The organism is Alteromonas sp. R7 (genome assembly GCF_055755235.1).
Genome location: NZ_JBVTQX010000006.1, coordinates 304,893 through 329,045, shown reverse-complemented (window position 1 = coordinate 329,045; position 24,153 = coordinate 304,893). Strand labels below are relative to the sequence as shown.

Below are 24,153 nucleotides of genomic sequence, written 5' to 3'. Positions count from 1 at the left end.
TTTTGAAAATTTATTTTCTGAAGCGTTTCTTCTAAACTCCCGTCTTTACTGGCCTATAAAGGTAGTAGAGACTTACTCCAAGAGGCTTGCTGTTTTGCTTTTCCCCCGAAGCGGATGCGCATTTTAGGGAAATGAGCGCTCACGTCAACACTTATTTTAAAAAAAGTGTCATATTCGTTTTGAACGCTCAAAATACCAACTATTTCCAGTATTTCAGCTTATTCCTTAACCTGAACTTGCGCCAAAGGTTAAGCGGCTTAGCTTTTATCTTACCTTTATAGTTACTATCAAAGTCATCGACTGCATCTAAAATACGTTCGCAATTATGTCCATCTCTATAGGCTTCATGATAATGGGCAAAGTCATTAACCTCTTTCATTAATGATGCTGGTCGCGTTAATGCAGTTTCAATGGCGTTTTCTACTTCGCTTACTTCTGTGACATTAAGTAAATGTTGTCCGGGGTTTGTATTGCGATAAGTGACAACAGGTTTGTTCATCATCATAAACTCTAAAATTATAGAGCTGCTGTCACACAACATGACATCTGATTGCTGAAAGTCTTCAAGACGCACATTATCGACAAACGTAACGTTACTATATTCATCTGCCAGCGCACGATATCTATCTAATAGTGCTTGATCGTTGAGTTTGGGATGGAATGTTAAACGCCAATTCCATTTCTTTTCTTTCACTAACCTACTAATTGTATCGACAAGTACAGGAGCAGAGGTAATGCCTTTAGAAAAAGTGGTGGCGTAGAGAATAGTGGGAACATCGTTTTCCTTCTTATATGAAGAAAAGTAGTCATCCACTTTAGCCCAACCTGTTTGATACACTTTAAAAAACTGATGCTTTGCTTCAAGCTGCTTAAAATACTCTGTGCTACTTGGCCCCTGAGTACAGTACATATCAAACCACCCGCGAATAGAGAAGTGATCATCTGTAGCGCTAGTCTTCTCCCCCCGCTTGCCAATCGGGTAACCGTGAAATACTGATACCTTTATACCTGGCAAAAAGTGATAGATGATATTTCCACACGCAAATATGGCTAAGGGGTTGTATTCAATAACATCATTAATAGTATGAAGGCGAATTTCATCAGGCTTCAATAGATCGGGACATTCTCCTTCCAAAAACCACGCTACTTCGTCACCTCTAGCCCTAATGGCCTCTTGTAGTGGTCTATAAATAGGATACGCATAGGAAAGGGCAGTGAAAAATACATAGCGCTTGGGCATTACAACGTCTCGATAAATTCTATTAGCAAGCTACATTATCATTTTTCTCCTTGTGATTTACTACCCTCCTCTTCGCGTGTTGCTACCCCAAGATAGTTACCTGTTGCTTAAAGCATTACAGGTAGGCTCTGTAACCACCCTACTAGTACCAACTCATCGGCATTGCTGTTAGAGTTTGCGTAATTCACTTTCTGCGCAATTTATATGAGTGTGTAATGCATAAATCGATTGATAGTTTTAAAGGTGTTTCTCCTACATTAGGAAAGAATGTCTATGTTGATGGCTCGGCAAGAATCGTCGGTGATGTAGTTTTAGAAGATGATGCGAGTATTTGGCCGCTGGTTGCAGCTCGTGGCGACGTGAACAAAATTCGTATTGGCGCCCGTTCTAATATTCAAGATGGCAGTGTTTTACACGTTACCCGTAAATCTGAGAAGAACCCCAACGGCTTCCCTCTTATCATTGGTGAGGACGTTACCGTTGGGCATAAGTGTATGCTGCACGGCTGTCAGTTGGGTAATCGAATTCTCGTTGGCATGGGCGCTATTGTAATGGATGGTGTTGTTGTTGAAGACGATGTGTTTATTGGTGCAGGTACATTAGTACCGCCGAACAAAAGGTTAGAAAGCGGATTTCTTTACGTTGGAAACCCCATGCAAAAGAAAAGGCCGCTCAACGACGCCGAAATGGCATTCCTGAAACAGTCTGCCGTTAACTATGTTGTATTGAAAGATGAGTACCTTGAAGAAGCGAACTAGTTTCGCTTCTCACCTTGCTCAACGATAGCCCTGACACGTTTTACAATATCTGAAGTATCGGGGCGCTTATGTGTCCATATGTAGAAAGCTTCAGCCGCTTGCTCAACCAGCATCCCTAACCCATCTATTTGTGTTTTAACACCAAGTTCGGCCGCCTCTCTCATAAAGCGCGTGGGTGAGTTTTTATAAACCATGTCGTACACCACTTCACAGTTTTGTAAAACACCATCATTTAAACGGCACGGCAATTCATTGCTTAAACTGGCGGCTGTTGAATTGATAATAATATGAGGCGCAACATCTGCGATATCTTCAAGCGCAGCCACCTGCACTTTAGCGTTTGAAGCGGCGCTTGCCACTTCCTCAGCTTTCGCTTTGGTTCTATTGGTGATGGTTAAAGAGGCGGCCCCTGCTTTTAATAACGGGGAGATTACGCCACGAGCAGCGCCGCCGGCACCAATAAGCAACACGAGCTTACCCTTAATTTCCACACCGCTGTTAAGCAAGTCGTTTACCAGCCCTACACCATCAGTGTTGAATCCCCATATTTCACCGCTGTCACCATTCATTAGCGTATTAACAGCTTGTGCATCTTTGGCTGCTTGGTCGTCTACCTTTGCCAAGTTGAATGCATCAAGCTTAAAAGGCATGGTGACGTTACAACCTACCGCGCCTTCCTGAGCTAAAAACGCGTTGGCGGCATCTACAAAACCGTCTACTGGCGCAAGTATCTTTTCATAAGAAATCTTTTCTCCCACTTGTTCAGCAAACATTTGATGGATAGTTGGTGATAAACTCTGTGCAATAGGATTTCCGAATACAGCGAATTTTTTCATGGGAATACGAGACTTATTTAATATAAAGAAGAAAAGCGATAATCGTGCTTCGCAGAGTACACCATATGAACGTATAGGTGGAGAGGAGAAAGTACGGGAATTAGCAAATACGTTTTACGACATAATGGAAACCGATCCACTCGCCAATGAACTGCTAGCTATTCACCCCCAGCCATTAGACAGAATTCGCCACGTGTTCTTTCTCTATTTAAGTTTATGGCTTGGTGGTCCTGATGATTATCAGCAGCAGTATGGCCACCCGCGTCTGCGTGCACGCCACCTACCTTATACCGTAACACCAGAGTTAAAAGCGCAGTGGATGTATTGCATGCGAAAAGCCATGTTTAAAACGGTTGAAGATATCGCCTTAGCTCAACAGTTGATAGACGCACTTGATCAACTCGCCAATCACATGGTGAATACAAAATAAAAAAGCGCGTTGAAAGGATTAACCTTTTAACGCGCAACTCCCCTGTTACTGTCTACGCTCTTTATGGCGCATAAAGTAGTGCAATTGTGAAAGCCTAATAGTTAATAAGGCGTAGAACTAATAATTAGAATGTGTAACCCACCGATAAGGTATACACCCAAGGATCTATTTCAATATCACTTACCTTTCCAGCAGCATCACCCACTTTAAAGGTGGCTTCGGTATCTATATCAATGAATCGAACCGATGCATTGACATGCCATTTGGTATCAATTTGGTAATCCATTCCCACCTGTGCTGACAAGCCAAATGAATTATCAAGCGAAAGGTCGCTTAAGCCAGCTGTTTCATTCGCACCTGTAAACTCTTCATCAAAGATAAAGGTATAGTTGATACCTGCACCAATGTACGGCTGAAACGCAGAGCTGGCATCATTAAAATAGTAGTTTGCGGTAAGCGTAGGTGGAAGGTGCGTGACTTCTCCAAGCTGGTTACCCGTCCCTAACGGGTCAGCAACAGAAAAATTCACATCGTGCTTAAAGGGCGTTGCGGCAAGCAGCTCAATATTAATATTGTCAGTAATAAAGTACGCTACGTTTAGACCTAGCTGAGTATCGTTATCGATATTAAGGGCCACGCCAAGATCAGTTCCACCCGCGACGATGTTAGAGGTAGATTCGTCAGGAGCAACGGTAGTAAGACCGCCACGAACAATCCAGTCGCCCTGCTGGTGAGCGCTAGCTAAAGGTGAGAGTGCAGCAAGAGTAAAGCAAAGTGCAGATGCAGATAAAAAGTGTTTGCGCATGATGTGTCTCTTTTGTGTTTAACTAAGATGGCGATACTTTACGCCTGTGGTTAAGAGAAACATTGATCCAGCGCAAGTTTGATAACTCACTGAAACACAGATGATATTCCACCTTGATGTAGATCAAAAAAACGCCGCATTAACATTAATACGGCGTTTTTTAGTCATTAAAGATGAAAGCTGCTATCGGCGGTCCGCGTAAGGATTTAAGCGCTGCCTTATTTAATAATTAATCACCAATCAGTAGGTTTTAACCAGTCTGTCAGCTTGGCTTCGGCGCTACCCGGTGCAGGTGTATAACAATACTCCCAGCGCGCGAGCGGCGGCATCGACATTAGAATTGATTCCGTACGCCCGCCGGTTTGCAGTCCAAATAAAGTGCCTCGGTCGAATACAAGGTTAAACTCAACGTAGCGGCCCCGGCGGTAAAGTTGGAAATCACGCTCTCTTTCGCCGAAATCGGTTTGCTTACGACGTTCAACAATAGGAACGTAAGCATCGATGAAGCCAATACCAACAGCCTGCATAAATGCAAATGACTGTTCAAAGCCCCATTCATTCAGGTCGTCGAAGAATAAACCGCCCACTCCGCGAGTTTCATTGCGATGCTTTAAGTAAAAGTAGTCGTCGCACCACTTTTTGTACTTAGGGTAGACGTCATTGCCAAATGGTTTGCACAACTTCTTTGCAGTGTCATGCCAATGCAAAACGTCATCTTTAAACGGATAAAATGGCGTCAAGTCGAAGCCGCCGCCAAACCACCAGATAGGTGCTTCGCCCTCTTTTTCTGCAATAAAAAAGCGAACATTAGCATGTGACGTTGGGATGTACGGGTTATGTGGATGAATAACGAGTGATACACCCATTGCTTGAAAGTTTCTTCCCGCAAGCTCAGGGCGATTAGCCGTTGCTGAAGCAGGCATTTGACTGCCAAACACATGAGAAAAGTTAACGCCGCCTTGTTCAATCACCGCACCATTTTTTAGTACTCGAGAACGGCCACCGCCACCTTCTTCTCGCTGCCAGCTGTCTTCAACAAACTGGCCCTTACCATCGGCAAGTTCAAGTGTTTGGCAAATGGTGTCTTGCAGCCCTAGTAAATAGCTTTTTACTTGTTCTATTACTTCAGCGGCATTTTTACCGTCCAGTAATTCTGCTGATGTCATGCTCTTATTACCTCTGCTGTGTCACCATCGCGAATGGTACTGGGTTTAGTTGCACCGCCTACTTCCCCTTCGACATAGAAGACGGAATCAGCGAATACGGCTTTTGCTTCTTCAGTGGTGATGGCTGGCGGTTGGCCGGTCAGGTTAGCGCTTGTAGAAACTAACGGTTTACCTAACTTGTTGCACAATTCCACTACTACAGGGTGATTAGTTACGCGCACCGCTATTTTACTATGCTTGCCGGTTAACCAAACTGGCGCAGATGACGACTTAGGTAATAGCCAAGTATTAGGGCCTGGCCAGCTCGAAAAAATATCGGTGCGTCTGTCAGGGCGAATGGCGTTATCGTTAACATAAGGCAGTAGCTGACTGTAGTTTGCAGCAATCAAGATCACGCCCTTTTCTACCGGTCGCTGTTTTATCTCTAACAGCGCATTTACAGCGGCTTCATTGTCGGGGTCACATCCGATGCCCATTACCGCTTCGGTTGGATAAACGATTAAACTGCCAGCTTGGAATGCGGCAACAACAGGGTCTACTTCAGGTGAGTTAGCCTCAACGGGGGTAAACGTGTTTACGTTCCCATTTTGGATATCAGACATGGTTTTAATCTCTACGTATAGTTCTTCGTATAGTTGTTCGTATAATTACTTTTTATAGCCGCAAGCCGGCTGAGGACACTGTAACTGCCCCTTTTTGTCTATCAATACTCCCCAACCGCAGTCTGGGCAGCTTTCATTAACCGGCGTGAAATTTAGCACATATCGACATTGTGGATAATGGTTGCACGCAAAAAACTGTTTGCCGTATTTGTTAGTACGCGAGATTAGATGCCCTTTCTTACACTTTGGACAATCCACCAAAGTATCTTCTTTTTCTTTAATGGGCTCTATGTGATGGCATGAAGGAAAATTGGTACAGCCGATAAACATGCCAAACCGCCCTTTCTTTATTGCTAAGTCGGATGCGCATTCAGGGCAGGCTACACCGTCTAAGGTTTTCAGTATGGTGGTTTGTTTATCGTGAAGTGGCTTACTAAAGCTACATTCCGGATAGCCCGTACACCCGATAAAAGGGCCGGATTTACTGTTCTTTATATGAAGAGGTTTACCGCACTCGGGGCAATCTCCGAAATTATCATCGAGAGCATGCTCGTGCGCTGAAAAGAGTGAATGGTCTATTTTAGACATGTATTGGACGTTAAGGCCTTAAACGCGCTGTAATTTCACAGCGCATTTTTAAGTAAAGATTCAAATACCAGTGACTACAACTGCATTAATGCAGAACACCATCTGGCTCTTCGAACAAAAGATCTTCCATTTGTGCGTAGGCTTTCTCTTTGCCAGGTACGTTGAATAGTACCATTAGCACCACCCACTTCAGGTCTTCCAAGCAAAATTCATTGGAATCAATTTCCATAACGCGATCTATAACCATTTCGCGTGTGGAGGCATCCAACACATTAACCTGTTCTAAGAACATAAGAAAACCGCGACATTCCACATCTAAACGCATTTGTTCTTCATGCGTGTAAATACGGCTTAAGCTAGTGCTAATACCTTTGCAAAAGTACGGTTTGATGTCCGTCTCTTGCAGTGCCGCTAACTTTTCTAACCATGCGAGGGCTTTATAAATCTCATCGTGATGAAATCCTGCGCGCACAAGCTCTTCCGTTAACTCGTCTTGGTCAACACGAATTTCCGTTTCACTGTGAATGAAGTTTTCAAACAGATACATGAGGATATCGAACATATTATTTTCCCCTCAATTTAACGTAACCACCAGGGACAGCGGCCACTAAACCACGCAACTCATATTCTAATAATGATGCCATTGCTTGCGATACAGATAAGGCATTGCGCTGGGCTATGACATCAATAGCGGTGATGTCATAATCCACACTAGCTAATAATTTATCGGTTGCCAAGCTATTCGCTGTACTTTTTTCGTTTTGCTCGTCAACATTCAAGCCTAGTTGTTCAGGCTGAACGCCAACTTCATCTAGAATATCGCTTATATTTGTTACTAATTTGGCGCCCTGTTGGATTAACCAGTGGCAACCTTCAGCGTAAGCGTTAGCGATATTGCCTGGCACAGCGAATACTTCTCGCCCCATATCTGCGGCCAAATTCGCAGTTATCAAGGTGCCACTCTTAATTTTTGCCTCTACCACTAAGGTTCCGAGGGATAACGCTGCGATAATTCGATTTCGCCTTGGAAAATGCCAAGGCTTAGGTCCCTGCCCCGGAAAAAACTCTGTAACGGTGACACCTCCGTCATTGTTGATAGCTTCATAGAGCTTACTATTTTTAGCCGGATATACCTTTTCAGGCCCCGTACCCATTACCGCAATGGTTCCGGTGCTACCAGACAGGGCGCCTTGGTGTGCGGCGCTATCAATGCCCATGGCAAGGCCGCTCGTCACTACAACTCCGCTACTAGATAACCCATAAGCAATGTCGGTTGCGGTACGCTTACCCTGAAGGCTGGCCCTTCTGCTTCCCACTATAGCAATCTGTGGTTTTTGAAATAGCGCTTTGTTTCCCGTGGCAAATAGCGCGAGGGGCGGACTATCCAATTGCTTAAGTAATTCTGGATAGTGAGGCGATGACAACGGCACGATGTGTCTATTGTCGCTCGCTTGCAGCCAGTTTATTGCTGCATCAATAAGAGGCGGTGAAATGTTGTTAGTGAGTTGTTTAACCTCGTTAGGCAGCGTAGACGCGTTGCTGCCTAAATCGACAGTAGAAAGTTGATATTTTTTGAGAGCCTGTAGCCATAGTTTAGGTGAAACACGCTGAGCGGAAGCCAGCGCAATCCATGCTAATGTTTCGCTGTCTAACTGAGAAGATTGTGGTGCCATTATCGCTCCTAATGCGAGCGACAATGAACCATGCAACGCTTAGGGCTTTGCGACAATAAAGCCGCGCTTTATCCCTTTGTTCGCTCGCGTTATTAATCCGTAACTTGCCGCATCAAATGTTTTAAACACAACAACTTCACCTACTTTAAGCGCGGGTTGCGATACTGTATCGATAAACCACTCACCACCAGTGTTAGCGCCGGGTTCATCTACATAGCGTGGACTTTCTTCGTCAATAATGGCTGGACCTTGTGAGTAAAGCCCTAGGACCGTACCTGGCGCTACTTCCATACTGCCTAAATCAAGAATGACAACGTCGTATTTGCCAAGTAAATCGTGATCATGCAAATCTCCAACTATTGCGCCTCGCTGCGAAGTAGCCGGAACAAGTTCAAAGCCTTCAGGATGTTCAAATCCACCCGCCATTAACTTATCACCGCGCTTAGCTTCTTGGTTCGCATCGTCGATGAAAAGCAACATCGTGTTGCTACCTTCATCTTTTTCCACTAGTGAAGCTGTTGAAACATGGGTAACTTGAATACCAAGGATTTCCCCATCAAGATTTCTAATCGTAGCGTGCTTTCTTACTACTCTGTACTGATCGTCGGTACTGAATTGTTGCTGGCTTAACACAAAATCATCAGACGCAAACCTTACGTTTCCATCCTGATTACCCAGCAATTTAGGTAGCGAAGCATAGCTTTCCTCGTCTAGCAGCATATGTTGTCTAATGAATGGAGAGATAGTTGTCCACGACAACACATCAACAGGCTTCGGTTTTACTCGCTTATCGGTAGCCGGAGAAAGCTTATAGGAAGGCTTGTCGCGCTTTACACTTAATACAGGCTGCCCATCAACATACCCAACGACGATAACATCGCCCGGGTAAATAAGGTGTGGATTGTCGATTTGGGTGTTGGTTCGCCATAATTCAGGCCAGAGCCAAGGCTCATTGAGAAAAACGTTAGCGATTGCCCATAGCGTGTCCCCACGCTTTACTGTGTAGGTTTCTGGCGCGCTCTCTTTTAGCTGCAGCGCAAAGGTAGGCAAAGAAAGCAGTACACCTAAGATAAACAATGCTGCACGACGCGCATAAATCAATCGCTTTTTCAAATTAACCACCTGCAAATTATTCACTGTCACTCATTGTTGATTTTTCAGACAATAGCACTATATCGGCATAACTAGGTATTCTAATAGAGTTTCGGTAAAAAACTGCACGAAACAGCCCGATATACGTTAGAATAGTAACTTAATAAGCACTGTAAAGTGTGCTGGCAATTAGATCGTATATGAATTTATACAGCGAAAAGGTGAAGTAAGCGAGAAATGGCAATTTTAGACGTATTAAGTTTTCCTGATGAACGTCTTCGCACGGTAGCTAAGCCGGTTGAAGAGGTTAACGACGAAATTAAACAATTGGTATCGGACATGTTCGAAACCATGAAAGACGAGAACGGTATTGGCCTTGCTGCAACGCAAGTTAACCGCCACGTTCAAGTTGTTGTAATGGACGTATCGGAAGATCAAAACGAGCCACGCGTATTTATTAACCCTGAAATCATTCGTAAAGATGGCTCCACGATTAGCGAAGAAGGCTGTTTATCAGTGCCGGGTAATTACGCGAAAGTTGAGCGCGCCGAATCAATTACCGTAAAAGCGCTAGATCAAAATGGCGAAAGCTTTGAGTTGGATGCAGAAGGTTTGTTAGCGATTTGTATTCAGCACGAGCTGGATCATCTAAAAGGCAAATTGTTTATTGATTACCTTTCACCGCTTAAGCGCCAACGTATTCGTAAAAAGCTTGAGAAAGAAGCGCGTCTTGCTGCAAAAGCCTAAGGAATAACGTGACAACTCCATTGAAAGTGATTTTTGCCGGTACTCCGGATTTTGCAGCTAAACATCTATCAGCGTTACTCGAGAGCGAGCACGAAGTCATTGCTGTTTACACTCAGCCTGATAGACCCGCAGGGCGAGGTAAAAAGCTTACCGCCAGTCCGGTTAAAGTATTAGCAGAAGAAAACGCCATTCCAGTTTACCAGCCTCAGTCGCTTAAAGCTCAAGACGCTCAGGAAGAATTAGCCTCGCTCAATGCCGATTTAATGGTAGTTGTCGCTTACGGACTGATACTGCCTACCGCGGTGTTAAATGCACCTAAGCTAGGGTGCATTAACGTGCACGGCTCTATTCTGCCTAAGTGGCGAGGCGCGGCACCAATACAGCGTTCAATCTGGGCGGGTGACGCTGAGACCGGCGTAACCATAATGCAAATGGACGAAGGTTTAGATACGGGTGACATGCTTCACATAGCAACATTACCTATTACCTCTGAAGATACCAGCGCCACCTTATATGAAAAGCTAGCAGAGCTAGGGCCACAAGCGTTGGTTGAGGTCGTTAATGAATTTGATCGTTACACGCCCACCAAACAAGACGACTCTCAAGCCACCTACGCGAAAAAGCTATCAAAAGAAGAAGCCCTTATCAATTGGGCAGATGATGCTGAGCAAATAGAGCGAAATATCCGCGCCTTCAATCCTTGGCCTGTAGCGTGGATGCAGGTCGAAGATCAGAATGTAAAGGTATGGTCTGCTAACGTTGTTCCGTTAAATAAAAATGTAACGCCAGGTACGGTAATCGGTGCCAATAAAGAAGGCATTACTATCGCTACAGGGCGCGATGCGCTTTGCATAACATCACTTCAAATTCCAGGTAAAAAGGCGCTTCCAGCGTCAGACGTTATCAATGCTCGCCAAACGTGGTTTGAAGTGGGCCGTTGTCTGACACAAGCGGACTAAACGTGAAACCATTACCCCTTCCCAAACAAAAGAACCTGCGCGCAGATTGCGCGTGGGTCATCTACCAAATTTTAGAACAAGGCAAGTCATCGCGTGAGTGCTTAGAGCGCGTTCAGCGCAGACACAACGCCAAAGATAACGCATGGATTCAAGAGATGTCACTAGGGGTAATGCGTCGCCTTCCCCTTTTACAGCACTGGCTGCGCTCTTTGTTGGATAGGCCTCTAAAAGGCAACAAAAAAGTCATAGAACATCTTATTCTTCTTGGTTTGTACCAGCTTAATTTTTCCCGTGTTAGCAACCACGCCGCCGTTGGCGAAACCGTCGCCGCAGCATCTTATTTAAATGCCGCAGGGTTAAAAGGGTTAGTTAATGCGGTACTGCGTAATTTTCAGCGAGAAAACCTTGCAGGCAAACCTGTAGACGACGCCATCATAAACAGCGGCTTACCAAAGTGGTTGTTTAAGGCAATAGAGAACGCCTATGGTGACGACGCCGAGCAGGTTCGTAACGAAACGAATGCCATGGCCCCCATTTGGCTTCGCGTAAATAAGTTGCAAACATCGTTGGTAGCATTTACTCAGGCGTTAGATAAAGCAGGGGTTGAATATACCCTTAGCGCAAACCATGCTGATGCCGTAATTCTGACTAAGCGAGAAGACATTACTGCCCTGCCTGGTTTTGAAAAAGGTCACTTTGCGGTACAAGATGGGGCAGCGCAATTAGCTGCGCATTACCTAAAGCCTCAAGCGAACGAACGCATTCTAGACTGTTGCGCCGCACCAGGCGGAAAAACAGGGCACATTGTTGAGTCTGCACCTGATACACAATACGTATTAGCGCTTGATGCTGATGCTACACGCCTAAAACGGGTAGAAGAAAACATGACTCGCCTTAAGCACACTGTCGATATCAAGCAAGGTGATGCAGCTAATCCTAATACCTGGTGGGACGGAAAGCCCTTCGACAGAATATTACTGGATGCCCCCTGCTCTGCTACCGGCGTGATTCGACGTCACCCAGATATTCGCTGGCTTCGAAAAGCCAATGACATCCACAACTTAGCACAGCTTCAACGCCGCATTTTAGATACGCTCTGGGGCTTGTTAAAACCAGGCGGCACGCTGCTTTATGCAACATGTTCTATTTTGCCAAAAGAGAACATGGCGCAAATACAGCAGTTCCTCGCCGACACTCCAGATGCCTCGTTATCGCCCATAGTGAAAACAGAAACCGTTGATAAACCAGGGCGCCAGATAACGCCTGGTGAGCAACAAATGGATGGTTTCTACTATGCGAGGCTGGTAAAGTCATCAGACTGAGTTCAATAGTTGTGCAACGTCACAAGTTTAAGACCTGCACGAATATGAAGGCAAAATAATAACGATGAAGATCATCATTTTAGGGGCCGGCCAAGTAGGCGGAACACTTGCTGAAAACCTAGTAGGTGAAAATAACGAAATAACGGTTATTGACTCTGACCCCACTATATTGCGCGCACTTCAAGACCGCCTTGATTTACAAGTAGTAACCGGCGTGGGTTCACACCCTGACGTGTTGCGTAAGGCCGGTGCGGAAGATGCAGATATGCTGATTGCCGTAACCAATAGTGATGAAAGCAATATGTTGGCCTGTCAGGTGGCCTACAGCCTATTTAAAACACCCACAAAAATCGCTCGCGTGCGCTCTGAACAGTACATCATTTACCAAGAGCAGCTATATAAGCAGCAAGACATTCCCGTTGACCACATTATCGCTCCTGAGCAGTTGGTAACTAAGGCCATCAAACGTCTTATTGACTACCCGGGTGCACTTCAGGTGGTTGAGTTTGCTGAAGGCAAGGCCAGCCTTGTTGCGGTTAAAGCCTATTACGGTGGCTTATTGGTAGGCCACGCGTTATCTGCGCTTAAAGACCACATGCCTAACGTTGAAACCCGGGTTGCTGCCATTTACCGACGCGGCCGCCCTATTCGCCCGTTAGGTACCACGGTTATTGAGGCCGATGATGAAGTGTTCTTTATTGCCGCTACCAAGCACATTCGCGCAGTAATGAGTGAGCTTCAAAAGCTCGAATCAAGCTACAAACGAATTATGATAGCCGGTGGTGGCTTGATTGGCGCAGGCCTTGCGAAAAAGTTAGAGCACAATCATAACGTTAAGCTTATTGAATACAGCCCAGAAAGGGCCAAATATTTATCTGCGAACTTAGATAAAACCATTGTATTTAGCGGTGACGCGTCTGACCCTGAATTGCTAAGTGAAGAAAATATCGAGCAAGTTGACGCTTTCATAGCCGTTACCAACGACGATGAAGCGAATATCATGTCGGCCATGCTGGCAAAGCGTATGGGTGCACAAAAAGCCATGGTGCTTATCCAGCGAAGTGCTTATGTGGACTTGGTGCAAGGCGGTGAGATAGATATCGCGTTTTCACCTCAACAAGCCACTATCTCGGCACTACTGACTCACGTACGTCGCGGTGACATTGTAAACGTGTACTCATTACGACGAGGTGCTGCCGAGGCTATTGAAGCGATAGCGCACGGTGATGAAAATACCTCTAAGGTGGTTGGCAAACAAATAGGCGATATTAAACTACCGCCAGGTACTACAATTGGGGCTATTGTTCGAGACGATCAGGTGATTATTGCTCACAGCGATACCAAGATTGAAGCAAACGACCATGTAATTTTGTTCTTGGTTGATAAGAAGTACATCAACGACGTGGAAAAGCTGTTCCAACCCAGCGCATTTTTCTTTGGCTAGCGCTTTTGCAAAGCGTCATAGGTGCCGCAAGATTAAAAGTTGAAGACATAAAATTAAAGGGCGATATTTATCGCCCTTTGTTTTTAGCTCGTATCAAAACTACCGGTTTATTTGTTAACTGCGCCAGAACGTTGGTGAGAACAAGACCAGCAATGAGAAGACCTCTAGTCGCCCAAATACCATGGCAATCACCAGTATCCATTTGCCTGCGTCAGTAACATCAGCATAGTTGGCCGCTACGCTGCCCAATCCCGGACCTAAGTTATTCAGCATGGCCGCAGTAGCGGTAAAGGCGCTTAGGTTATCTAAACCCGTGGCAATCAAGCCTATCATAATGATAACAAACACCACTGCATAAGCTGAAAAGAACCCCCATACGGCCTCTACTACTCTGTCAGGCATGGCACGGTCGCCAAACTTAACGCTGTATACTGCTTTCGGGTGAATTAGCCTATCAACCTCACGCTTGCCTTGTAGAAACAGTAGGCACACGCGTACTACTTTTAAGCCCCCACCCGTGGAACTTGCGCACCCGCCGATAAAGCTTGAAAAAATAAGCATAATAGGGAGGAATGCCGGCCAGACTGAAAAATCAGTGGTTGCAAACCCTGCTGTGGTACTAATAGATACCGCTTGGATCATAGCTTGATCTAAAGCCTGCTCTGCCGAGCTATAGTAGCCTGATAGTGTAAGTACTAAGAAACAAATCCCGATGAGTGAGGCTTGAATGATAAAGAACGCCTTAAACTCTGGATCGTTAAAATAGCCTTTAACCGAACGAGAGCTCACCGCCGCATAGTGTAATGAGAAGTTTAACGCAGCAATAAGCAAAAACACGGTACACACCACGTTTACCATAGGACTATTAAAATAGCCTAAGCTGGCGTCGTGGTTCGAAAAGCCACCAATAGCAACCGTTGAGAAAGAATGGCAAATCGCATCAAAAACATTCATTCCCGCAAGCCAGTATGCACCGGCACATGCAATGGTTATGGATAGGTAGATGTACCACAAATGCTTTGCCGTATCGGCAATACGCGGAGTCATTTTATTATCTTTAACTGGGCCAGGAGTTTCTGCCCGATAAAGCTGCATTCCCCCTACTCCAAGGATAGGTAAAATGGCAACTGCGAGTACGATGATACCCATGCCACCTAACCACTGAAGTTGTTGACGGTAAAACTGTACTGAGTGAGGAAGAAAATCTATCCCCTCAATAACCGTAGCTCCAGTGGTAGTCAGGCCAGAAAATGACTCAAAGAAAGCATCGGTTACCGTCATGCTTGGTTGCTCTAGCAAGATAAGTGGAATTGCCCCCACGCTTGCTAGTACTGACCAAAACAGCGCAACAATCAGAAACCCTTCTCGTGCTCTTAAGTCATTTTTCTGCTGACGGTTGGGATACCACAATGCCATACCGCCGATGACACAAAATATAAATGCGAGGATAAAAGGCAGGCCACTGCCATCTTGATAAATCAACGACACGATAGCGGGTGGGATCATGGTTACGCTAAAAAGCGCAATTAATAACCCAAGTATTCGTATGATGGCACGGTAGTGCATTGTTTGTTATGCCTTTATTTTTATAGTGCGCATAAGGACTACTGAGCCCTAGTTACAATGTGCTTTTTGATATGGTTTCAAAAAGCGAATCTATCTACGTGAAACAAGGTAGATGAAATCCTATACGTTACGCATAGGGTTTTGATTATAGGACTATAATGAACAAGGGGAAACCTTTGTCTCCCCACTACATTAGGCTAATTACACATAAAGGCACCTGATCTTTTCACTAGGAAAAAACCAACCACTTTTATTTTTTAGTTTCCTATTTCATAGCAAGCACGGTTTTAGCCATTTTAGTAATACTCGCATTGGCTTCACTAATGCTTTGCGCCAGCATATACGCAGGTGTAGTAACAAGCTTTGCGTCATTATCAACAACCACCTCATCAACTGGGCACTCTACATGCGTGGCTCCTAATGCATTCAACCCACCAGCCGTGGCTTCGTCATTGCCAATGGTCAGTTTAGTTTTGTTGCCATACACTTTTGCTGCTAGCGCAGGTGCAATACACGCGTACGCTGCGGGCTTTTTAGCTTGTGCAAAGGCTTTGCACACTGTCAGCACCTCTTCGTTAAAGGTACAATTTTCACCGTCTACAGCAAACGTACACAGGTTCTTCGCAGCGCCAAAGCCACCAGGTAAAATAAGTGTATCAAAAGCAGTTACGTCGCACTCAGTCACGGGTTTTATATCACCTCGGGCAATACGGGCCGATTCTACTAACACATTTCGTGCTTCACCTTCTGATACCTCACCGGTTAAGTGATTGACTACATGCAGTTGGTTTACATCTGGAGCAAAACACTGATAAGACGCGCCTTCTTGCTCAATGGCTAAAAGTGTCAATACCGCTTCGTGTAACTCAGCCCCGTCAAACACACCACTACCACTTAAAATAACGGCTACTTGTTTCATATTGTCCTCCTAGACGCTATGCCATCTACTTATTCAAAATTTGGCTATTAAACACACAACTGTTCAAAAAAAGTTCTTAATAATACGTGTATACATTGTTAATGGTTATGCTACATTACTTGACCAACTTGGTTAAACCAAAAATAAACGTACACCAAGTTATCCACATAAAATGGAATGGTAAGTAGCAGGTACGCTGTTTTCACACCTAAGTCTCATTCCCTTATTTTTCTTGATTTGAAAGGTGATCTTTAACTTGACAAAGATCATCCGGATCACTGTGCCCAAAATTTTAGATCACAAAGTTATCCACAGGCGAAATGCGATCCGCTATCGACCTTAATGTTCCTTCATGATATGGCGATCTGCCCTAGCCTGTGGCATCCTTGCGCTCATATTCTCTATTGGAAAATCGCCATCTATGCCTGATTCTAAAAAGCCTCCATTTATTCTTGTCGATGGATCGTCATATCTTTTTCGTGCCTTTCACGGTTTACCACCATTAACCAACTCAAAAGGCCAAGACACCGGTGCTATTTATGGTGTTGTGAACATGCTTAAAAGCTTGATCAAACAATACAACCCGACGCATATGGCGGTGATTTTTGATGCTAAAGGCAAGACCTTTCGCGATGACATCTATAAAGAGTACAAAGCGAACCGTCCTCCGATGCCGGATGAGCTAAGAAGCCAAATCGAACCGTTGCACGCCATCATTAAGGCAATGGGATTACCTGTTATTGTTGAATCGGGTGTAGAAGCTGATGACGTGATTGGCACGTTAGCCAAACACGCCACAGAAAAAGGTATTGATACCCTTATCAGCACCGGCGATAAAGACATGGCGCAACTAGTAAATGAACATGTCACCTTAATCAACACCATGACAAACCAACTGATGGATGTCGAAGGTGTAAATACGAAGTTTGGTATTCCACCGGAGCTTGTGATCGACTTCCTTGCGCTTAAGGGCGATAAAGTCGATAACATCCCAGGTGTACCTGGTGTAGGTGATAAAAGTGCTCAAGCCTTGTTAAACGGTATTGGCGGTATCGACGACATATATAAGAACCTGGATAAAATTGCAGATCTGTCGTTTAGAGGCAGTAAGTCGATGGCGGCTAAAATGCAGGAATACGAAGAGCAAGCTCGGCTTTCTTATACCCTAGCTACTATCAGCATCGATCTTGACCTTGACTATGATGTCGAAGCTCTTATGCCTTGCCAAGCCGATAACGAACAACTTCGCGATCTGTTTGCCGAATACGAGTTCAAACGCTGGCATGCAGAAGTAAGCGCGCTAATAGCCGGCGGAGATACCTCTGGTCCCAATGCAAACACCAACGAAGAAAAGAGCGATAGCGCAGAAGAGAGCGAACAAAGTGAATCGGTAGAGATAGATAAGTCGAAGTATGAGACAGTGCTTGAAGAGGAACGCTTTAATGCGTGGGTCGCGAAGCTAGAAAAAGCCGAGCTAATCGCTTTTGATACCGAGACAACCAGCCTTAACTACATGGATGCGGAATTAGTTGGTGTTTCATTTTGTATAGAGGAAGGTGAAGCAGCTTATGTGCCTGTTGCTCACGATTACCCAGATGCACCCGCCCAGCTATCACGAGAATTCGTATTAGACGCATTAAAACCTATTTTAGAATCGGACACCGTGATCAAAGTAGGTCAACACATAAAATACGACAAAAACGTATTAGCGAACTATGACATTACCTTAAACGGCATTGGCTTTGACACCATGCTTGAAAGCTATGTACTAAACAGTACTGCGCAGCGCCATGATATGGACTCACTTGCCCTAGCCTACCTTGGTCATAAAACTATTCATTTTGAAGAGATTGCAGGTAAAGGCGCAAAACAGCTTACGTTTAATCAAATCAGCCTTGAAGAAGCTGGGCCTTATGCCGCAGAAGATGCTGACATTACGCTTCGCTTACACAACGCCATTTGGACGAAGTTGAAAGAAATTCCTGAGCTTAAAAATCTATTGATAGATGTTGAGGTTCCCCTAGCCTGTGTACTTTCTCGTATGGAACAGGAAGGTGTATTGATAGACAGCCAAAGACTGCGTCAGCAAAGCCAGGATCTTGCCACCCGGATTGCCGAGCTTGAAAGTGAAGTACATGAGGAAGCTGGCGAGCCATTCAACTTAGGTTCTACTAAACAGCTTCAACATGTCTTGTTCGAAAAAATGTCGCTACCGATCATAAAGAAAACGCCTAAAGGGGCGCCGTCTACTTCTGAGGACGTACTGCAAGAACTTGCGCTTGAGTACCCGTTGCCGAAGAAGATCATGGAATACCGTGGCCTAACCAAGCTAAAGAATACCTACACGGATAAACTTCCTAAGATGATCAATCATCGTACGGGTCGAGTGCATACTTCTTATCACCAAGCAGTAACCGCCACGGGACGACTCTCTTCTACCGATCCTAACTTACAGAACATCCCTATCCGAAATGAGGAAGGTCGCCGCGTGCGTCAGGCATTTGTACCAAGAGAAGGAAATAAGTTCGTCGCTGCCGACTACTCGCAAATTGAATTGCGAATAATGGCTCACCTTTCGGGTGATAAGGGTCTATTAGACGCCTTTGCACATGGCAAAGATATTCATAAAGCTACAGCGTCTGAAGTGTTTGGTGTTCCACTAGATGAAGTAACCACTGAACAGCGTCGCAGTGCAAAAGCGATTAACTTTGGCTTAATTTACGGTATGAGTGCCTTTGGGTTGTCGAAGCAACTTAATATTCCACGTAATGAAGCACAAAAATATATGGATCTTTACTTCGAACGCTACCCAGGCGTGCTTGAGTATATGGACTCAACGCGTGAGAGCGCCAAGGATAAAGGTTATGTAGAGACCGTATTTGGTCGCAGACTTTATTTGCCAGACATTAAAGCTAGTAATGGAGCACGTCGAAAAGGTGCAGAGCGCGCGGCGATTAATGCGCCTATGCAAGGCACGGCTGCGGACATCATTAAGATGGCAATGATCAAAGTTGATGACTGGATCAGGAAAAATGCATCTGATGATGTGACCATGATGATGCAGGTGCACGATGAATTGGTTTTTGAGATAAAAGAAGACAAAGTGGAAACCTATGTCTCTACTATTACTGCTCTTATGGAAAGCGCAGCTACGCTAAATGTTCCGCTGGTTGTTGAGGCTGGTGTGGGCGAAAACTGGGATGAAGCGCACTAGTTTGGTAATTAGATTACAGTTTTTACATTAAAAGGCGCGTTATATTCATTAAATTTGGTAATTTAATTACATAACACCCTTGCCTTTTCTGTGCTTTGTTGTAATATTACACATGTAGGGTACAGAGGTGAGAAAGCTGTTTTCAAACCTTTGCTTTAACCCCGACAGTTTTGTCGGGGTTTTTTTATATCTGCGGAAAATAAATAATTCATAAATATCAATAACTTAAAAAATAAAGCGAATTTTATTTTAATTTTTCTGAACTTCTCTATTTATCACGACTCTATATCAACGGTTTTTATGTGTTTTCTCTCAGTTTACGCCTCGCTCTATGCGGGGCGTTCTTTTTTCTAACACCCCATCATACCTATCCATCGGGCACGTCAGATCAGCACAAACGGTAAGGGTGAATTGCGCTACTGTACTTCGCTATCAGAATCTTCTGTTTCGTCTTGTTTATCTAAGCCAAACCACGTATCCAAAATACGCTCTAATTCGGGTAACCCGTGCTTATTTAATGACGAGAAGGTTTGCACGGTAACATCGCCCATAAATGCCATCGCAGCTTCACGCGCCATTAACAGCTGTGCCTTTCGCTTACCGCTTTTAAGTTTGTCGGCTTTAGTGAGAAGTGCCAGTACTGGAATATTTGAGGCTACTGCCCAATGGATAAGATCTTGGTCTAAATCTTTGAAGGGGTGACGAATATCCATTAAAACGACTAATCCTTTAAGGGACTTGCGCTTTTGAAGATATTCACCAAGTGACGCCTGCCACTTCTTTTTCATGGCTACTGGCACTTTTGCAAAGCCATATCCTGGCAAATCAACCAAGCGTAAGTCTTCTTCTAATTCAAAGACGTTGATCAATTGGGTGCGACCCGGTGTTTTACTGGTTCTTGCCAAGTTCTTCTGACGAGTTAACGTGTTAAGTGCACTCGATTTACCCGCATTAGAGCGGCCCGCGAACGCTACTTCAATTCCGGTATCATTCTTTAAATGACGAATATCAGGTGCGCTCGTAAAGAATTTTGCTTTGGTGTAATACGACATCTAGACTTACCTCCACATGCGTCTCAACCTTCGGTTTACAGTTTTTTAATGAATAAACCAACTAAAAACCATAGTTTTATCATGGAATAGGTTTTTCTGACGCGTTAAATGTGTAAAATACGCATGATATCACGTATATCACGCGAGCCGTTGGATCCATTTAAGAGATTTATTATGAAAAAACTGTGTTTGTTGGTATGTATGTCTTTAGGTTTAAGCGCAACTGCTATGGCAGAAGGCGACGCCGAGGCAGGTAAAGCGAAATCTGCAGTATGTGCAGCCTGTCATGGCCCTGATGGCAACAGCATGATTGACATGAACCCAAAGATTGCTGGCCAGCATGAGAAGTACATTGTTAAGCAATTAACCGAATTTAAACTTGCCTCTCAAACAGGTGGCGAGGAAGGTCGTAATAATGCTGTGATGAACGGCATGGCTGCCCCACTTTCAGAGCAAGACATGAAAGACCTAGCCGCTTATTTCTCAAGCCAAGAGCCAAAGGCGGGTGAAACACCAGAGCAATACGTTGAAGCTGGCCGTGCATTGTACCAAGGTGGCGACGAGTCTCGAGGCGTAACTGCATGTATCGCGTGTCACGGTCCTAAGGGCAACGGCATGGGCTTAGCAGGTTTCCCTGATATCAGCGGTCAACATGCAACTTACACTGCAGCTCAATTGAAAGCATTCCGTTCAGGCCAACGTCACAATGACATGAATGGCATGATGCGTGATATTGCGATGAAATTAACCGACGAAGATATTGAGATTTTATCTAACTATATCGCGGGCTTACACTAAGCATTACCGTTTTTGCATATTGTTGTTAAAAATTTGTTACCGAAAAAGTTGTATTTTGAAATTATTCGTGTAATCTAACGGCGTAGTTTGTAGGTGCCTTTGAAAAGCTACAAGCTAAATAACAAGAATAATAATAAAAATGCAGCATGGAAGACGGGATAAAGAGCCACGAGGGCCAAAAACAACAATACAGCTCTGCTAACAATAAAAATAAGGGGAGCACGGCTAGGGAAGCAAAATACACATAGAAGTGTATAACGGGAGAGGTGTCATCTGACACTCATACAATGTAAGGTGATGGTGAGAACCATCACCTTTTTCTTTTTTAAGCCCCTTATTATTGTTCACTTTCCTATGTACTGTCCTTTATGCAAAAGCGCTAACGCGCCATCTCACTATCACTCAGATAAAAAGCGCGATTACCTCCAATGTAATCAATGCAAACTCGTTTATGTTTCTCCTGAATTCTTACCATCTAAAGAAGTAGAAAAGCAGGAGTATGACCTTCACGAGAATAGCTTTGAAGACGAAGGGTATCGAAAGTTTTTAGGAAAGGTTTTAACGCCACTTACACCTTTTATAAAAGACATGAAATTTGGTGAACTCCGAGGACTAGACTTTGGCTGTGGCCCTGCGCCTGTTTTAGCAAGTATGCTGGAAGAAGAAGGCGTTAGGATGAATATGTACGATCCCTTCTATGCACGCAACTTATCGGTACTTGAGCAAAGCTATGACATAGTGACATGTACAGAGGCTATAGAACACTTTCACGCCCCTCATGTGGAATGGGCGCTATTTAACAAACTTGTAGCTTCTGGTGGCGTTCTTGCCATCATGACCAAGCGCGTACTTGATAAAGCCAGGTTTGCAAATTGGCACTATAAAAACGACGTCACCCACGTTAGCTTTTTCAGCGAAGCAACCTTTCAATATTTGGCACAACGAGATGGCTATGATGTCACTTTTCCTGCCAGCGATGTCGTTCTATTGAGAAAGCACTGAAACAAATTCCCGTAATACTTTATGTTCCCCGTATTGATTTTGCACTGCATACCCAAAGATCAATACGTAGACACTAATTCGCGCTATAATAGCGCTGTTTTTTCACTCTCTTTGTTATTTGGAAATTATGGCACGTTCAAAGAAATCACGTAAAGTCGGCCTAATCGGCGTTCGTAAAGATCCTGACTTTAAACCAAGCGAAAACCGTAAATCAGACTCGCCTCGCCCTAAAAAGCATAAAGGTAAGCCCGCTGGTAATCGCCACAATGTTGAACAGAAAAAAGTGACGGGCAAAAAGAGTGCTGAGAATAAAGATCCGCGCCACGGCAGTAAAAAGCCTATTCAGCTTGTAAAAGCAGTGACGCCCACCCCTGCTCAAAAGAAAAAGTACGCCACACCAGCCCAAGAACTGGCAGCGCTTGAAGCAGATCAACGCTTGTCAGATTTACTCGACAAACTTGACGACGATAAACCGCTCACCCGTGAGCAACAAGCTTATGTCGACGAGAAGATGGCACGCCACCGCATTCTTTGTGACCTATTAGGAATAGTAGAAGAGGATGATGAAGACGACGATATGGATCCGTTTAATGATTTAGACGCTATTAATATCGACGACTTTAAGCACTAATAAAAAACGGGAAAGAGTCATGCTTTGGGCAGTACTTTCAGGCATCGCGCTACTAATTATTCTTGCGCTAGGTTTTTACGCAGGCAAACTGCTGTTTATGTTAAAACAACAAAAAGAGCGACAAGAAGCGGCAAGGCAGTCGCGCGTAGCCACTATAACCGACAGTATTATAGTAATAGCTAAGGCGATGGAGCAGCAGCAATGTGATTTGTCAGAAGGCGTAATTCGCATCGTGAACTTGCTTAACGCGCTTCCAATAAGTACTCCGCCTGATTTTAAAGCGCAGTATCCCAACATTCATGCACTATTCACAGAGGTAAGCGGTTTTGCAATTTTAGAAGCAAGGCAACAGCTACCTAAGAATGAGCGAAGAAAGCAAGATATCGCTCGCGAGCAGATTGAATCGGAATACGAATCTAAGGTGCTGGACGAATTACCACCGCTGAAGGCGTATTGTGAGACACTTATAGCCACTAAATAACGAGTAAGCGCGACGCTGATTTAAAAGATAAAAACTAATGCAATCAATATAGAAAATGGCCGAGTACAGTATGTAGTCGGCCATTTTTTTAACCCGGTTACCTTTGCCTATATCACTTTATCGCGAGCTCGCAAATACGCTCGTAGCAATGACACCCTACCTCGTGGTCATTGACCATACCTACAGCTTGCATAAAAGCATAGCAAATCGTTTCACCTACAAAATTAAATCCGTGCTTTTTAAGTGCTTTTGACATTGCTTTAGACGCATCGGTTGATGTGGGTGCTTGCCTGAAGTCTTCCCAAGCATTAATGACCGTACGTCCATCTGTAAATTGCCAAATAAAATCACTGAATGGCTGCGACGCTTCGATAGCTAAAAAACCCTTGGCATTTTTGATAACCGACTCTATCTTGAGCTTGTTTCTGATTATGCCGCTATCTTGCATAAGTCTATCGACATCAGCGGGGCCCATCTTCGAAATTTTCTCAGGGTCGAACTGATAGAATGCCTGTTCAAAATTCTGCTGTTTTTTCAAAATGGTCAGCCAAGATAAACCAGCCTGTTGTCCATCGAGGCATAACTTAGCAAACAACGCGCGACTATCTAGCTCGGGTATACCCCATTCGTTATCATGATACGCTAAATAAATAGGGTCGCTGCTTACCCAACCGCAGCGATGCAAAGGCATATTTTTTTCTATTTTTGTTTGATTGGGCATGGCTTAAGATTAAATCCTTGTTGTGAAGTGGCATATTGGCTTTATTCGTGACGTTTTTTCACCCTTTACACCTACATACTATGCCTCACAAATTGTATACTATCCCA

Annotated in this window: 24 protein-coding genes; 11 read left to right on the top strand and 13 right to left on the bottom strand. The window is 44.4% G+C overall.

Annotated elements, in window-relative coordinates; translation table 11 throughout:
- Positions 1 to 199: 199 nt before the first annotated feature.
- Complete coding sequence (locus AC0J2X_RS12345; protein WP_081333942.1) at positions 200 to 1,111, bottom strand: UDP-N-acetylglucosamine 2-epimerase; 912 nt, start codon at positions 1,109 to 1,111, stop codon at positions 200 to 202.
- 344 nt (positions 1,112 to 1,455) lie between these two features.
- On the opposite strand from AC0J2X_RS12345, the gene AC0J2X_RS12340 reads away from it, so the two are divergent.
- Complete coding sequence (locus AC0J2X_RS12340) at positions 1,456 to 1,998, top strand: gamma carbonic anhydrase family protein (RefSeq protein WP_014947739.1); 543 nt, start codon at positions 1,456 to 1,458, stop codon at positions 1,996 to 1,998.
- On the opposite strand, the gene aroE is transcribed toward AC0J2X_RS12340, so the two are convergent.
- Positions 1,995 to 2,834, bottom strand: a complete 840-nt coding sequence (aroE, locus tag AC0J2X_RS12335) for a shikimate dehydrogenase (protein ID WP_069943470.1) — start codon at positions 2,832 to 2,834, stop codon at positions 1,995 to 1,997. The genes AC0J2X_RS12340 and aroE overlap by 4 nt on opposite strands.
- On the opposite strand from aroE, the gene AC0J2X_RS12330 reads away from it, so the two are divergent.
- Entirely contained in the window at positions 2,833 to 3,264 is a 432-nt protein-coding gene (locus AC0J2X_RS12330) for a group II truncated hemoglobin (protein ID WP_014947737.1), read from the top strand. The two genes, aroE and AC0J2X_RS12330, sit on opposite strands and share 2 nt — an antisense overlap.
- A gap of 124 nt (positions 3,265 to 3,388) precedes the next feature.
- Here AC0J2X_RS12330 and AC0J2X_RS12325 read toward each other — a convergent pair whose 3' ends face one another.
- The 7 genes from AC0J2X_RS12325 to AC0J2X_RS12295 form a co-directional block, all read right to left on the bottom strand.
- On the bottom strand, positions 3,389 to 4,069 hold the full coding sequence (locus AC0J2X_RS12325; protein ID WP_069943469.1) for an OmpW family outer membrane protein: 681 nt from the start codon (positions 4,067 to 4,069) through the stop codon (positions 3,389 to 3,391).
- A gap of 233 nt (positions 4,070 to 4,302) precedes the next feature.
- Positions 4,303 to 5,235 carry an oxygen-dependent coproporphyrinogen oxidase gene (gene hemF / locus AC0J2X_RS12320; protein WP_069943468.1) on the bottom strand — a complete coding sequence of 311 codons (933 nt, stop codon included), beginning with the start codon at positions 5,233 to 5,235 and terminating at the stop codon, positions 4,303 to 4,305.
- Positions 5,232 to 5,837, bottom strand: coding sequence for an L-threonylcarbamoyladenylate synthase type 1 TsaC (tsaC, locus tag AC0J2X_RS12315; RefSeq protein WP_014975257.1), 606 nt, complete (start codon positions 5,835 to 5,837; stop codon positions 5,232 to 5,234). The genes hemF and tsaC overlap by 4 nt, the downstream gene beginning before the upstream one ends.
- A 45-nt stretch (positions 5,838 to 5,882) precedes the next feature.
- Positions 5,883 to 6,425, bottom strand: coding sequence for a DNA topoisomerase family protein (locus tag AC0J2X_RS12310; protein WP_039222332.1), 543 nt, complete (start codon positions 6,423 to 6,425; stop codon positions 5,883 to 5,885).
- A gap of 85 nt (positions 6,426 to 6,510) precedes the next feature.
- A complete protein-coding gene (locus AC0J2X_RS12305) occupies positions 6,511 to 6,987 on the bottom strand; it encodes a DUF494 family protein (RefSeq protein WP_014947732.1) in 477 nt (158 codons plus the stop codon).
- 1 nt (position 6,988) lies between these two features.
- Entirely contained in the window at positions 6,989 to 8,098 is a 1,110-nt protein-coding gene (gene dprA, locus AC0J2X_RS12300; protein ID WP_069943467.1) for a DNA-processing protein DprA, read from the bottom strand.
- 39 nt (positions 8,099 to 8,137) lie between these two features.
- A complete protein-coding gene (locus AC0J2X_RS12295) occupies positions 8,138 to 9,211 on the bottom strand; it encodes a LysM peptidoglycan-binding domain-containing protein (RefSeq protein WP_014947730.1) in 1,074 nt (357 codons plus the stop codon).
- Between the two features lie 216 nt (positions 9,212 to 9,427).
- On the opposite strand from AC0J2X_RS12295, the gene def reads away from it, so the two are divergent.
- The 4 genes from def to trkA all read left to right on the top strand — a co-directional run bounded on the left by def (position 9,428) and on the right by trkA (position 13,662).
- The gene (def, locus tag AC0J2X_RS12290) at positions 9,428 to 9,937 is read left to right on the top strand and encodes a peptide deformylase (protein ID WP_014947729.1); all 510 of its coding nucleotides are present in this window, start codon (positions 9,428 to 9,430) and stop codon (positions 9,935 to 9,937) included.
- An 8-nt stretch (positions 9,938 to 9,945) separates the two neighbouring features.
- The gene (fmt, locus tag AC0J2X_RS12285) at positions 9,946 to 10,896 is read left to right on the top strand and encodes a methionyl-tRNA formyltransferase (RefSeq protein ID WP_061438871.1); all 951 of its coding nucleotides are present in this window, start codon (positions 9,946 to 9,948) and stop codon (positions 10,894 to 10,896) included.
- Positions 10,897 to 10,898: 2 nt separating this feature from the next.
- Entirely contained in the window at positions 10,899 to 12,218 is a 1,320-nt protein-coding gene (gene rsmB, locus AC0J2X_RS12280) for a 16S rRNA (cytosine(967)-C(5))-methyltransferase RsmB (RefSeq protein ID WP_069943465.1), read from the top strand.
- A gap of 64 nt (positions 12,219 to 12,282) precedes the next feature.
- On the top strand, positions 12,283 to 13,662 hold the full coding sequence (gene trkA, locus AC0J2X_RS12275) for a Trk system potassium transporter TrkA (RefSeq protein ID WP_014947726.1): 1,380 nt from the start codon (positions 12,283 to 12,285) through the stop codon (positions 13,660 to 13,662).
- Positions 13,663 to 13,776: 114 nt separating this feature from the next.
- Here trkA and AC0J2X_RS12270 read toward each other — a convergent pair whose 3' ends face one another.
- Together AC0J2X_RS12270 and elbB are read right to left on the bottom strand one after the other, a co-directional pair.
- Positions 13,777 to 15,228, bottom strand: a complete 1,452-nt coding sequence (locus AC0J2X_RS12270) for a TrkH family potassium uptake protein (RefSeq protein WP_014947725.1) — start codon at positions 15,226 to 15,228, stop codon at positions 13,777 to 13,779.
- A 265-nt stretch (positions 15,229 to 15,493) separates the two neighbouring features.
- A complete protein-coding gene (gene elbB / locus AC0J2X_RS12265; protein WP_472996060.1) occupies positions 15,494 to 16,147 on the bottom strand; it encodes an isoprenoid biosynthesis glyoxalase ElbB in 654 nt (217 codons plus the stop codon).
- A 421-nt stretch (positions 16,148 to 16,568) separates the two neighbouring features.
- On the opposite strand from elbB, the gene polA reads away from it, so the two are divergent.
- Positions 16,569 to 19,361, top strand: a complete 2,793-nt coding sequence (polA, locus tag AC0J2X_RS12260; RefSeq protein ID WP_472996059.1) for a DNA polymerase I — start codon at positions 16,569 to 16,571, stop codon at positions 19,359 to 19,361.
- Positions 19,362 to 19,777: 416 nt separating this feature from the next.
- Here polA and yihA read toward each other — a convergent pair whose 3' ends face one another.
- Positions 19,778 to 20,413, bottom strand: a complete 636-nt coding sequence (yihA, locus tag AC0J2X_RS12255) for a ribosome biogenesis GTP-binding protein YihA/YsxC (protein WP_423084103.1) — start codon at positions 20,411 to 20,413, stop codon at positions 19,778 to 19,780.
- Between the two features lie 174 nt (positions 20,414 to 20,587).
- Here yihA and AC0J2X_RS12250 point away from each other — a divergent pair, with 174 nt between their 5' ends.
- From AC0J2X_RS12250 to AC0J2X_RS12235, 4 genes are all read left to right on the top strand, one after another.
- The gene (locus AC0J2X_RS12250) at positions 20,588 to 21,211 is read left to right on the top strand and encodes a c-type cytochrome (protein WP_014947721.1); all 624 of its coding nucleotides are present in this window, start codon (positions 20,588 to 20,590) and stop codon (positions 21,209 to 21,211) included.
- Positions 21,212 to 21,511: 300 nt separating this feature from the next.
- On the top strand, positions 21,512 to 22,213 hold the full coding sequence (locus AC0J2X_RS12245; protein ID WP_472996061.1) for a class I SAM-dependent methyltransferase: 702 nt from the start codon (positions 21,512 to 21,514) through the stop codon (positions 22,211 to 22,213).
- A 127-nt stretch (positions 22,214 to 22,340) separates the two neighbouring features.
- Positions 22,341 to 22,844: a Der GTPase-activating protein YihI gene (gene yihI, locus AC0J2X_RS12240; RefSeq protein WP_014947719.1), complete on the top strand. Its 504-nt coding sequence runs from the start codon at positions 22,341 to 22,343 to the stop codon at positions 22,842 to 22,844.
- Positions 22,845 to 22,863: 19 nt separating this feature from the next.
- Positions 22,864 to 23,325: a DUF2489 domain-containing protein gene (locus AC0J2X_RS12235; protein WP_014975247.1), complete on the top strand. Its 462-nt coding sequence runs from the start codon at positions 22,864 to 22,866 to the stop codon at positions 23,323 to 23,325.
- A gap of 112 nt (positions 23,326 to 23,437) precedes the next feature.
- Here the strand turns inward: AC0J2X_RS12235 and AC0J2X_RS12230 are convergent, their stop codons facing one another.
- A complete protein-coding gene (locus AC0J2X_RS12230) occupies positions 23,438 to 24,046 on the bottom strand; it encodes a DNA-3-methyladenine glycosylase I (protein WP_423084102.1) in 609 nt (202 codons plus the stop codon).
- Positions 24,047 to 24,153: the final 107 nt, after the last annotated feature.